11 protein-coding genes are annotated in these 12,369 nt (G+C 65.2%); 6 read left to right on the top strand and 5 right to left on the bottom strand.

Annotated features, from left to right (window positions below; genetic code table 11):
- Nucleotide 1: 1 nt before the first annotated feature.
- From QCE62_RS32415 to QCE62_RS32400, 4 genes are all read left to right on the top strand, one after another.
- On the top strand, nt 2-1,021 hold the full coding sequence (locus tag QCE62_RS32415; protein WP_309926979.1) for a PDR/VanB family oxidoreductase: 1,020 nt from the start codon (nt 2-4) through the stop codon (nt 1,019-1,021).
- Between the two features lie 57 nt (nt 1,022-1,078).
- Nucleotides 1,079-2,092, top strand: a complete 1,014-nt coding sequence (gene ilvC, locus QCE62_RS32410) for a ketol-acid reductoisomerase (protein ID WP_309926977.1) — start codon at nt 1,079-1,081, stop codon at nt 2,090-2,092.
- 53 nt (nt 2,093-2,145) lie between these two features.
- Entirely contained in the window at nt 2,146-2,997 is an 852-nt protein-coding gene (locus QCE62_RS32405; protein ID WP_309926974.1) for a class II aldolase/adducin family protein, read from the top strand.
- 119 nt (nt 2,998-3,116) lie between these two features.
- Complete coding sequence (locus tag QCE62_RS32400) at nt 3,117-4,424, top strand: MFS transporter (RefSeq protein WP_309926971.1); 1,308 nt, start codon at nt 3,117-3,119, stop codon at nt 4,422-4,424.
- A 90-nt stretch (nt 4,425-4,514) separates the two neighbouring features.
- On the opposite strand, the gene QCE62_RS32395 is transcribed toward QCE62_RS32400, so the two are convergent.
- From QCE62_RS32395 to QCE62_RS32375, 5 genes are all read right to left on the bottom strand, one after another.
- On the bottom strand, nt 4,515-5,372 hold the full coding sequence (locus QCE62_RS32395; RefSeq protein WP_309820946.1) for an SIS domain-containing protein: 858 nt from the start codon (nt 5,370-5,372) through the stop codon (nt 4,515-4,517).
- A 78-nt stretch (nt 5,373-5,450) separates the two neighbouring features.
- Nucleotides 5,451-6,461 (bottom strand): ABC transporter permease, encoded by a 1,011-nt coding sequence (locus tag QCE62_RS32390; RefSeq protein ID WP_309926969.1) that lies wholly within the window; start codon nt 6,459-6,461, stop codon nt 5,451-5,453.
- Nucleotides 6,458-7,984 (bottom strand): sugar ABC transporter ATP-binding protein, encoded by a 1,527-nt coding sequence (locus QCE62_RS32385; protein WP_309926967.1) that lies wholly within the window; start codon nt 7,982-7,984, stop codon nt 6,458-6,460. The genes QCE62_RS32390 and QCE62_RS32385 overlap by 4 nt, the downstream gene beginning before the upstream one ends.
- A 65-nt stretch (nt 7,985-8,049) precedes the next feature.
- Complete coding sequence (locus QCE62_RS32380) at nt 8,050-9,027, bottom strand: substrate-binding domain-containing protein (protein WP_309820940.1); 978 nt, start codon at nt 9,025-9,027, stop codon at nt 8,050-8,052.
- Nucleotides 9,028-9,101: 74 nt separating this feature from the next.
- Nucleotides 9,102-10,505 carry an FAD-binding oxidoreductase gene (locus tag QCE62_RS32375; RefSeq protein WP_309926964.1) on the bottom strand — a complete coding sequence of 468 codons (1,404 nt, stop codon included), beginning with the start codon at nt 10,503-10,505 and terminating at the stop codon, nt 9,102-9,104.
- 211 nt (nt 10,506-10,716) lie between these two features.
- On the opposite strand from QCE62_RS32375, the gene QCE62_RS32370 reads away from it, so the two are divergent.
- Nucleotides 10,717-11,358: a glucose-6-phosphate isomerase gene (locus tag QCE62_RS32370; RefSeq protein ID WP_309926962.1), complete on the top strand. Its 642-nt coding sequence runs from the start codon at nt 10,717-10,719 to the stop codon at nt 11,356-11,358.
- Nucleotides 11,355-12,341: a shikimate dehydrogenase gene (locus QCE62_RS32365; RefSeq protein WP_309926961.1), complete on the top strand. Its 987-nt coding sequence runs from the start codon at nt 11,355-11,357 to the stop codon at nt 12,339-12,341. Before QCE62_RS32370 ends, QCE62_RS32365 begins: the two co-directional genes overlap by 4 nt.
- Nucleotides 12,342-12,369 lie beyond the last annotated feature (28 nt).

The raw sequence follows: 12,369 nt of genomic DNA, 5'->3' as shown, positions 1-12,369 counted from the left end.
CATGGACACGGTATTGGAACGATTGGAACAGGAAGAAGCGGTCGCGGATATCGAAGCCGGTACGCTCGATGTCCGCGTCAAGCAGATTCGTTACGAAGGCAAGGGCATCAACTCGTACGAACTCACGAACCCGAGCGGCCAGGCGCTGCCTCGCTTCGAGGCGGGCTCGCACATCGACGTTCATCTGAAGAGCGGCGTCATCCGACAGTACTCGCTGTGCAATGCACCTGCTGAGCGCAACCGGTATGTCATTGCCGTGCTCAAGGACGAGAGCGGGCGGGGCGGTTCGCGCGCGGTGCACGAAAGCATCGGCGCTGGCGACATCGTCACCATCAGCAAGCCGCGCAATCATTTCGCGCTGGCCGAGGGCGCACGCAAGGTCGTGCTGATTGCGGGCGGTATCGGCGTGACGCCCTTGAAGGCGATGGCGCATGAGCTGGAACAGCGCGGCGTGGATTTCGACATGCACTACTGCGCGCGCAGCCAGGATGCAGCGGCATTCGGTCCTGAGTTCGCCAGCATGTTGCGCGCGGGCAAGCTGCACTATCACTTCGACGATGGCGCGGAAGCCGATCGCCTGGACTTGCGTGCGCTGCTCGCCGAGCCGCAGCCGGGCACGCACGTTTATTACTGCGGGCCGGGCGGATTCATGGCGGCCTGCGCCGACGCGGCGAGTCACTGGCCGAAGGGCACGGTGCACTTCGAGCACTTCAAGGCGCCGGAGCAGCCGAAGCGCGAGCCTTCGGGCACCGAGAACGCCGACGGTTGCGACGTCACCATCGCCAGCACGGGTCAGGTCATTCATGTGCGACCGGAGCAGAACTTCAGTGAAGCGCTGGGCGAGGCGGGTGTCGAAGTGCCCACGTCCTGCTGTGCCGGCCTGTGCGCAACCTGCAAGGTCCGCTATCTCGAAGGCGAAGTCGAGCACAACGACTTCATTCTGGACGAAGACGAACGCAGGGAATTCCTGACGGTATGCGTCTCCAGGCCCATCAGCAAGACATTGATCCTGGACCTGTAGACCACGCATCTCGCGTGGCCGACATCAACCCTTCCATCGCACCCATCTGGAAACCGCATGAAAGTCTTTTACGACAAGGATGCCGACCTTGCCCTTCTGAAGAGCCGCAGCGTCGCCATCATCGGCTACGGTTCGCAGGGCCATGCGCATGCCCTCAACCTGAAGGACAGCGGCATCAACGTCTGCGTCGGCGTGCGCCAGGGCCCTTCGTGGGAGAAGGCGCAACGCGCCGGCCTGACCGTCAAGCGCATCGCCGATGCCGTCAAGGAAGCCGACATCGTCATGATGCTGCTGCCTGACGAGCAGATCGCCGAGGTCTATCGCACGGACGTCGAACCGCATGCCCGCGAGGGCGCGGCGCTCGGCTTCGCTCACGGCTTCAACATCCATTACGGGCAGGTCAGCCCGCGCGCGGATCTGGACGTCATCATGATCGCGCCGAAGGCACCCGGCCACACGGTCCGCAGCACCTACGCCGCAGGCGGCGGCGTGCCGCATCTGATCGCCGTGGCGCAGGACCGCTCGGGCTCGGCGCGCGACATCGCGCTCGCGTATGCGGCGGCGACGGGCGGTGGCCGCGCCGGCATCATCGAGACCAGCTTCCTGGAAGAAACCGAAACCGACCTGTTCGGCGAGCAGGCCGTGCTCTGCGGCGGTCTGGTGGACCTCATCAAGGCGGGCTTCGAAACGCTGGTGGAAGCCGGCTATTCGCCCGAGATGGCGTACTTCGAATGCCTGCACGAAGTGAAGCTCATCGTCGATCTCATCTACGAGGGCGGCATCGGCAACATGAACTACGGCATTTCCAACAATGCCGAGTTTGGCGAATACGTCACTGGCCCGCGCATCGTGACCGCGCAGACGAAGGCCGCCATGAAGGACGTGCTGCACGACATCCAGACGGGTGAGTACGCGAAGCAATTCATCCTCGAAAGCAAGGCCGGGGCGCCGACCCTTCAGTCGCGCCGACGTATCACCGCCGCGCATCCGATCGAAATCGTCGGCGCCAGGCTGCGCGCAATGATGCCGTGGATCGCCCGGGACGCACTGGTCGACCGCTCCAGGAACTAGGCCGCCGCTCTCGTGAAGTTCCAGTGTCCCCCAATCAACAACAGGAGTATCTGATGTCCACCATCGATGAACCGAAGCAAGCCACGCAGGAATCGATTCTGAAGCCCGGCAAGATCTCGATCTACGAGCCGGATCAGGAAGGCGTGATCTTTCCGCGCATGCCCGAGTTCAAGGACCACGCCGAGCATCGCAAGTATCTGAAGGAACGCCTCGTCGCCGCATGCCGCGCCTTCGCGCTGCAAGGTTTCGACTACGGCTTCGCGGGCCACCTGACGGTGCGCGACCCGGAGCATCCGGGCCTGTACTGGACCAATCCGATGGCCGTCCACTTCTCGCAGGTGAAGGTGTCGAACCTCATCTGCGCGGACCACGAGGGCAAGGTGGTTGAAGGCGAATACGCGATCAATCGCGCCGGCTTCGTCCTGCATGCCGCGGTGCATGAGCAGCATCAGGACATCGTCGCGATGTGTCATGCGCACACCACCTACGGTACGGCATTCGCCTCGCTCGGCAAGCCGCTGGCGCCGATCTCGCAGGATGCGGCCGCCTTCTTCGAGGACCACGTCGTCATCGGCGATGAGGCAGGCAAGGTCGCGGTGGAAGTGAAGGGCGGCAACAAGGTCGCGAACGCGTTCAAGGGCGTGAAGGCCGCCATTCACCAGAACCACGGCCTGCTGACGGCGAGCCGTCACAGCATCGACTCGGCCGCGTTCTGGTTCATCGCGCTCGAGCGCTGCTGCCAGCAGCAACTGATGATCGAAGCCACCGGCATCACGCCGAAGGAAGTCACGCCCGAGCGCGCGCGCTACAGCCGCGAGCACGTGGGCAGCGATTACATCGGCTGGCTGCACTTCCAGACCATCTGGAGCGAGCTGGTCGAAACCCAGCCGGACATGTTCGACTGAGTACGCAGGGTAGTGCGGGATGCGCGCGCCAGGTCTGGCGCGCGCATCTCAAGCGCTGGCGGAGAACCGTCCGGTACAGGACACCGCTGGTCACTCGATGGCCCCACAGGAGACACAACTTGAGTTCCCAAAGCCCAGCCACCTTCGTGGAAGGCGCCGACACGTCCGTCTTTACCAAAGCCGCGTGGCGTCTCGTTCCCTTCCTCTTCGTCTGTTACCTCTTCGCTTATCTCGACCGCATCAACGTTGCATTCGCCAAGCTCCAGATGCTGAGCGACCTCGGCTTCAGCGAGGCCGTCTATGGCTTTGGCGCGAGTGTGTTTTTCGTCGGCTATCTGCTGTTCGAAGTGCCCAGCAACCTGTTGCTGCTCCGCGTGGGTCCGCGCCGCTGGATCGCCCGGATCATGGTCACGTGGGGGCTGATTTCAGCGGCGATGATGTTCGTCAAGACACCGACGATGTTCTATGTCATGCGCTTCTTCCTCGGTGTCGCGGAGGCGGGCTTCTTTCCGGCCATCGTGCTCTATCTGACCTACTGGTTCCCGGCTTCGCGGCGCTCGAAGGTGACGGCGTTGTTCATGACCGGCATTCCGATGTCCGGGGTGATCGGCGGGCCGTTGTCCGGCTGGATCATGACCGCGATGAACGGCTCGCATGGTTTTGCGGGATGGCAGTGGCTGTTCCTGGTCGAAGGCATCCCGACCGCCGTGCTGGGCGTGATGGCGTTCTTCTACCTCGACGACCGGGTGCGCGACGCGAAGTGGCTCACGGAATCGCAGAAGGACACGCTCGAGACCGCGCTCAAGGTCGAACAGCCGAAGAGCGGGCTGCATTCGATGAAAGACGGCCTGATGAACCCGAAGGTGCTGCTCGTCAGTGTCATCTACTTCTTCTACACCATGGGGCTGTACGGGGTCAGCTTCTGGCTGCCGACGCTCATCAAGTCCAGTGGCGTGGCCGACCCGCTGCATGTCGGCTTGCTGACGGCGATTCCGTATGCGGCCGGCGCGCTGGCGATGGTGTTCGTAAGCCACAACTCGGACCGGACCGGTGAGCGTCGCTGGCATCTGATCGTGCCGGGTCTGGTTGCGGCCTTTGGCCTGACGATGAGCGTCGTGTTCTCTCACTCGACCGTGCTCGCGATGATCGCGCTGACCATCGGCACGATGGGCGTCATGACCACCATCTCGCAGTTCTGGGTGATTCCGCCGTCGTTCCTGGGCGGGGCGGCGGCAGCAGCGGGGCTCGCGCTCGCGAATTCGGTCGGCAGTATTTCGGGTGTGGTGAGTCCGTCGCTGATCGGGTTGGTGAAGGAAGCGACGGGATCGGCAGGGGCGGGCGTGCTGGCGCTTTCGGTGAGTCTGGTGATCGGCGGGATATTGGTGCTGCTGGTGCCTGCTGCACTGGTGAATAGCCGCAGGCGGTAACTTCAGATTGCACACTTGAAAAGCCGGCACGGGCTGAACGCCGTGCCGGCTTTGCGCTCTCTTGTGCGTCGAAAGCCATTTGCTGAACGCTCAGATTTCCCCGGTGGCCCGCAGATGCGCGAGCCGCTTCTTCATGTGCATGACGTCGCGCGTGTGGTTCTCACCGCGCCTCAATGCGACGCTGGTCGAAAGAATGTCGATGACGACCAGCGCCGCGAGCCTTGAGGTAGTCGGCGTATAGACGTCAGTGTTTTCGAGCGTCTCGGCGATCACCGCGACGTCGGCGTAACGCGTGATCGGGCTATCGGAACCGGTGATGACGACCACGCCCGCGCCGCGTTCGCGCGCGGTGCGGGCAATCTCGATCAACCCGCGCGTGGAACCCGTGTTCGAAATTGCAACGACCGCATCGCCCGCTTCGAGCATCGAGGCCGCGATGAACTGCTGATGCGAATCCTGATGCGCGACGCACGGCACGCCGAACAACGGAAACTTCTGCTGCGCGTCCTGCGCGACGATGCCCGACGCCCCGAAGCCGAAAAACTCGATGCGCCGCGCCTTCGCGAGCAGATCGACCGCGCGTCCGACGGCCGCGAAATCGAGCTTCTTGCGGGCCCAGTCGAGGCTCGTGATCGTGTAGTCGAAGATCTTGGTGGCGACGGCCTCGGGCGTGTCGTCGTTGGAGAGCACCGAGTGCGCGGCGGGCGCGCCGAGCGCGAGGCTCTGCACCACTCGAATCTTGAAGTCGCGAAAGCCGTTGCAGCCGAGCGTCGTGCAGAAGCGCAGCACGGTCGGCTCGCTGACGTTGGCGAGCCGCGCGAGTTCGGCGAGGCTCAGGTCGGGGAGGGTATCGAGATTCGAAAGGATGAACTCGGCGACCTGCCGGCTGCCGCGCTTCAGGCCCGGCCGTGCGCGGTCGATCAGTTCGAGAACGTTGATGTCGGACACTCGATGTTCCTTTGAAGGACGCCGGACGCGCGGGCTTCAACGGCGGCGCGTCCGGCGGGGTCACGCGAAAGGAACAGTTTATCGGAACGAGAAACGGCGCCAGAAGCCGCCGCCGCGCTGCGACAGCACCGCCGCGACGATGATCACGCCCATCACCACCTGCTGGTGATAGCCCGGCACGCTCGCCAGATTCATGATGTTGCCGATCACGCCAAGAATCAGCACGCCCATCAGCGTGTTGAGCGCGCCGCCCTTGCCGCCCGCGAGACTCGCGCCGCCGATCACCACCGCTGCGATCACGGTCAGTTCGTCGCCCACGCCGACGGTCGGCGCGCCGACGCCCGCGCGCGAGGTCGAGATGATGCCGGCCATCGCGGCGAGCACGCCCGACGCCACATAGGTGCCGAGCACGTGGCGCGCGACCGGCACGCCGGAGAGACGCACGGCTTCCTCGTTGGAGCCGATCGCGCGCACCACGCGGCCCGCGCGCAGCCGGTTCAGCGCGATGCCGCCGCCGACGAACACCAGCAGCATCACGAGCGTCGGTCCCGGAATGCCGAGATACGAATGACGGCCGAAGTCGAGCAGCGCCTGGCCGGGATCGTCGACGAGAATCGGCGAGCCGTTCGACACGATCAGCGCGATGCCGCGCGCCACGGTCATCATCGCGAGGGTGACGACGAACGGCGTGAGCCGGAACCACGCCACCAGCGCGCCCGAGACGAAGCCGCACAGCGCGCCGGTCAGGAGCGTGGCGAGCAGCGCGAACCAGAGGCCGTGTTCGGGGATCAGCAGCGCGCACAGCACGCTGCCGAGCGCGGCGACGGAGCCCACCGAGAGATCGATGCCGCCCGTGAGCACGACCAGCAGCATGCCCACCGACATGATGCCGACGCCCGCGACCTGCCGCGAGATGTTCGCGAGGTTCGGCACGGAGAGAAAGTCGCTCGACACGAACGATGCCGCGATCACGAGCACGACGAGGATCGCGACCGTATTGAAGCGGCGCGCGGCGGTCCACCATGAGGCGGCCGCGGCGCGCTGCGTGCGCGCACTGGACGATTCCGGCGTGGCGGCGCTGTGATTCATGATGTCATCTCCGCATGGGTATGAGTGAGCGAGGGCGCTTCGCCGGCCTCGCGTTGCAGCGACAGCGCGAGGATGCGTTCCTCGCTGTAGTCGTCGGGATTCAGTTGTCCGCGAATGCGGCCTTCGCCCATCACGAGGATGCGATCGCACAGGCCCATCAGTTCCTGATGATCCGACGAGATCACCAGCACGGCCTTGCCCCGTTCCGCCAGTTGATTGACCAGCGTGTAGATTTCGACCTTCGCGCCGACGTCGACGCCGCGCGTGGGTTCATCGAGAATGATGAGATCGCCGTCGGCGTGGAACCACTTCGCCAGCACGACCTTCTGCTGATTGCCGCCGGACAGCGTGGAGACATCCGCGTCCATCGAGCGGGCCTTGATGCGCAGCGCGTCCATCAGCTTCGCCACCGCCGCGCGTTCACGCCGGAAGGCCAGCCAGCCGAACGGCCCACTCACCGAATCGAGCGCGGCGAGCGTCGCGTTGATGCGGATCGGCATCCCGAGCACCGCGCCCTGGCCCTTGCGGTCCTCCGGCACGAAGCCGATGCCCGCGCGTACGGCGGCCATCGGCGAGCGCGCATGGAGCGGCTTGTTCTTCAGTTCGATATGACCTGCGTCGCGCGTGTCCGCGCCGAAGATGAGCCGCGCGACTTCCGTGCGCCCCGAGCCGATCAGCCCGCCCAGGCCCACCACTTCGCCGGCGCGCAATGAGAACGACACATCCTGCACGGCGCGGCCGCGCGTCAGCCCCTCGACCTTCAGCACTTCTGCGCCGGGCGTCGCATGGCGTTCGGGAAACAGCACGGACAGCGGACGGCCCACCATCTTGCGGATCAGTTCGTCGCGCGTGATGTCGCCGGGCGTAACGGTATCGACGCGCTTGCCGTCCTTCAGCACCGTGATGCGGTCCGCGATCGCGAAGACCTCTTCCAGCCGGTGCGAGATATAGACGATGCCCACGCCGCGCGCCTTCAGATCGCGCACGATATCGAGCAGACGGTTGGCGTCCGAGGGCGCGAGCGCGGCGGTCGGTTCGTCGAGCACCAGCAGCTTGAGCGTGCCGCTCAGCGCCTTGGCGATCTCGATGACCTGGCATTGCGCCGCCGACATCGTTTCGACGAGCGCGGCCGGATCGATCTCGAAGCCGAGGCTCTCGATCAGCGCACGGGCCTTCATGCGCAGCGCGCGCCAGTCGAGCACGGCGGGCATCGCGCCGAGGAACACGTTCTCGGCCACCGAGAGATCGGGCGCGAGCGCGGTCTCCTGATGAATCACGGCGATGCCTTCGGCCAGCGACGCATGCGGATTGCGGAACGTGATCTCGCGGCCTTCGACGCGTATCGTGCCCGCATCCGCCTGATGGCCGCCGCCGATCACGCGCATCAGCGTGGACTTGCCCGCGCCGTTCTCGCCGACGAGCGCATGGACCTCGCCCGCGTGGACGTCGAAGTCGATGCCCTCGATGGCGTGCACGCCGCCGAAGCGCTTGGCGATGCCCGAGAGAGCGATAAACGGAAGCATGTTGGGTTCTCCACTCCAGCACGCTGCGCGCATGACGGCGCGCGCAGCGTGCGGTCGGTCCGGCTTTAGAAGATCGCCTTCGGGTTGTAGAACTTGTCGACGTTGTCCTTGCTGATGACCGCCGAAGGCGTATAGGAGATCTTCGGCACGCTCACGGCCTGTCCTTGCGCCGCCTTCACGCCGATATCCACCGCCGTGCGCGCGACCAGCGCCGGGTCGTTGAGCGCGGTGGCGCCGTACTTGCCCTGCTTGATGAGCGCGAGCGCTTCCTTCTGGCCGTCCGCCGCCGCCACCAGCGTGATGCCCTGGCGGTTCGCGCTTTCAATCGCGCGGCGCGCGCCGAGAACCATGCTGTCGTTTTCGCCGAGCACCATGTTGATGTCCTTGTTGGCGACCAGCAGATCTTCCATCGCCTTCAGGCCGCCTTCGTCGGACCAGTTGCCCCAGCCTTGCCCGACCACCTGCACGTTGACCTTGCCGGTCTTCGCGAGCTGCGCTTCCATGATCCCTTCGAGCACGCCGTCGCGACGTTCCTTGCCCACCGGGTTGCCCTTCTCGCCGGAGATCAACGCGATCTTGAGCGGCTTGTCGCCCATCGTGTTGACGACCCACTGGCCGACCAGCGAGCCGTTCTCACGGTTCGACGACTGCACCAGCGTCAGGTAGTTGGCCTTCGGATCGAGCGTGCTGTCGATCACGACCACTTTCACGCCGGCGGCGGTCGCGGCGTTCACCGCGTTGACGAGGCCTTTCGGATCGGCGGGATCGATGATGAGCACCTTGATGCCGCGCGTCACGAGATCTTCCACATCAGCAATCTGCTTCTGCATCTTGCCCTGCGCGTCGGCGACGATGACGTCCTGACCCAGTTCGGTGGCGCGTGCCTTCGCGGATTCCATCGCGGCGGCGAAGTAGGGCGCGTTGAGCACTTTCATCGAGATGCCGACCTTGATCTTGTCGGCGGCGAACGCGGACGACGACAGCGCAATGGCCGCGACCGCAAGTGCGATGGCGCCGGCTGCTTTCTTCATGACACGGGACATGTCTCCTCCTTTATGAGCGCGAGCGCGCGGGTGTGATGCGAGTGATCGACTGCTGCGTCGTCGAATGAAGCGGGTCAGGCCGGAAGCAGCTTTCCGGGATTCAGCAGGTTCAGCGGGTCGAGCGCGTGTTTCACCGCGCGCATCGCGGCGAGTTCGGCGGGCGTGCGCGACAGCGCGATCACGCCGAGCTTCTTCAAGCCGATGCCATGCTCCGCCGACACCGAGCCGCCGAACTCCGCCGTGACGCCATACACCACGGCCTGCACGCGCGGCGCGGTATCGGCGGGCCAGTCGGGCTCCTGCACGACGATATGCAGATTGCCGTCGCCAAGATGGCCGTAGATGAGGATCGTCGCGCGCGGCCATTGCTCGCGCAGCTTCGCTTCGGCACGGCGCGCCGCTTCGCCGACATCGGCGATCGAAAAGCTCACGTCGAAGGACACGCGGCCCGGAATCAGGCGCGGATATTCGCCGGGCGCGTCGCGGATCGCCCAGAACGCGGCGGCGTCCGCTTCGCTCGCGGCGAGCGCCGCATCCGCGATCACGCCGTTTTCGAGCATCTCGCCGAGGAAGTCCTCGAAGGCTTCCGCCTGGCGCGCCGGGTCCGCGCCGCTGCTCTCCAGCAGCACGTAGTACGCATGCCGTTCTTCGAGCGGCGCGCGCAGTTCCGGAAGACGGCCGAGCACGAAGTCGTAATAGCCCGGCCACATCACCTCGAATGCGGAGACGCCCGCAGGCAGCCGCTCCTGCGCGGCGTGCAGCAGCGCGGTCACGGCGTCGTAGCTGCCGACGCCGCAGAATGCGGTCGAGACGGCGCGCGGCTTCGGACGCAGCCGCAGCACCGCGCGCGTGATGACCGCGAGCGTGCCTTCGCTGCCGATCAACAGATTGCGCAGGTCGTAGCCGGTGTTGTTCTTGATCATCTTGCGCAGGCCGCCGACCACGGTGCCGTCCGCCAGCACCGCTTCGAGGTCGAGCACCTGTTCGCGCATCATCCCGTACTTGATGACGCGGTTGCCGCCTGCATTGGTCGCGAGATTGCCGCCGATGGTCGCGCTGCCGCGCGCGCCGAGATCGAGCGGGAACATGAAGTTCGCCGCATCGGCTGCTTCCTGCACCGTTTGCAGCGGCGTGCCGGCCAGTACCGTCATCGCGGCGCCCACGGCATCGATCTCCTCGATGCCGGTCATGCGCTCCAGACTCAGCGCGACTTCACCGCCCAGCATGCATGCGCCGCCCGCGAGGCCCGTCAGGCCGCCTTGCGTGACTACCGCTTGCCGGTGCGCATGACAGATGCGCAGCGCCGTGGCCACCTGAGCGGTCGTGCGCGGCCGGATCAACGCGATGGGATCGGCGCTCGGCGTGCGGCTCCAGTCGGCGTGCTTGCGGCCGGCGAAATCGGCGGGCAGCGTCACGATGCCGGCGCCGAGCGCCTCATGCAGCGCGGCCACTACCGCTGGCAAGTCTGAGTTGTGCATGGATGTCTCCCGGCGAGGCCAACAGGCTTTCCCTGGCGCCAGTGAATATCGTTAGTTATGTGAACGTTGACAGATCGTATCACTAGCGTTTACGTGCTGTGAAGCAGCAATTTCTCGGGGAAAACCCGGTCATAAAACTTCAAAACTTATCTTTTAACTTTACTAAAAGTAACGTTAGAATCGGCGGGACATTGATCCTGGAGAGCGCCTCATGAGCTGGCCTGAACCCCGAGCATTCGACGTCGATCTGGAAACCGGCCTCATGGACGGCACGGACACGCGTTACCGGAAGCATCTGCGCGATCTCGACGGCCTCTATGCCGATGCCGCCGCCTTCGCCGCGCTCGCGGCCCAGCGCGGCGACGACGTGGTGTACGACGTGACCGACCATCGCCCGAGCGCGGCGCCCGGCGATCTCATTACCGGCGTGACGCGCATGAGTCCGGGCAAGGTGGGCAACGAGTACTTCATGACGCGCGGACATATCCACGCGAACATCGACCGGCCGGAGCTGTACTTCGGCCTGAAGGGCACGGGGCTGATGCTGATGGAGTCGCCGGACGGCGACACGCGCATCATCGAGATACGCGCGAACACGGTGTGCTATGTGCCGCCGCGCTGGATCCATCGTTCGGTGAATTTCGGCGGCGAGGACTTCGTGATGCTGTTCTGCTATCCCGCCGATTCGGGCCAGGACTACGCGATCATCGAGAAGTCGAACGGCATGAAGCTGCGCGTCGTCGATGACGGCGCGGGCGGCTATCGCACCGAACCCAATCCGGCGTATGTGGCGCGCAGCGGCGCGGACATCGACCAGTTGATCGAGCGCGCCAGCGAAGGAGCCACGCGATGAACCAGGTTGCCACGACGACATACGAGGCGGCGCGCCGCCCGACCTTCTATTTCATCGGCGTGACGACGGCGCAGAGTTCGATCATGCGGGTGTTTCCCGCATGGGCGAAACATCTGGGTTTGGGCGATGTCGAGATCAGGGGCATCGACTTCAAGCCGCATTCGAGTCCGGAAGCGTATCGGGAAGCGGTGCGTTTCCTGCGCGACGATCCGCTCTCGCTCGGCGCGCTGGTCACGACGCACAAGATCGACCTGTATGCGGCCTGCCGCGACCTGTTCGACGAGATCGACGACTACGCGCGCATCATGGGCGAGACCAGTTGTCTCTCGAAGCGCGACGGCAAGTTCGTCTGCCACGCCAAGGATCCGATCACGTCGGGCTTCGCACTCGACGGCTTCCTGCCGGAGGGGCATTTCGCGACGACCGGCGCCGAAGTCTTCTCGATGGGCGCGGGCGGTTCGACCATCGCGCTCACCTGGCATCTGATGCAGCGCAGCCGCGGCGCGGACCGGCCTTCGAAGGTGATCGTGTCGAACCGTTCGGCGGGGCGGCTGGAGGAAATCGAACGCATCCATCGCGAACTGGATCTCGGCGTGCCGTGCGAATACGTCACCGCGCCGCGCCCCGAGGACAATGATGCGGTGCTCGCGCGGCTGTCGCCCGGCGCGCTCGTGATCAACGCAACGGGTCTGGGCAAGGACGCGCCCGGTTCGCCGCTGACCGATGCGGCGGTGTTTCCCGAACGCGCCATCGCGTGGGATCTGAACTATCGCGGCGATCTGGTGTATCTCGATCAGGCGCGCGCGCAGGAGCGCGAGCGGCGCTTGCAGGTCGAAGACGGCTGGACTTACTTCATTTATGGCTGGACACGCGTGATCGCGGAAGTGTTTCATCGGGATATCGCGTCGAGCGGTCCGGCCTTCGATGAAATCTGCCGCATCGCCGCCGACGCAGGCAAGCCCGCGCCGCGCGCAGCCTCGTAAAAGCACTCGTCATCAAGGGAACGCTGAA

The sequence above is a fragment of the Caballeronia sp. LZ033 genome (genome assembly GCF_031451265.1).
GTDB lineage: Bacteria > Pseudomonadota > Gammaproteobacteria > Burkholderiales > Burkholderiaceae > Caballeronia.
The sequence above is the reverse complement of the archived record's forward strand: the minus strand, read 5'-3'. Positions and strand labels throughout refer to the sequence as shown.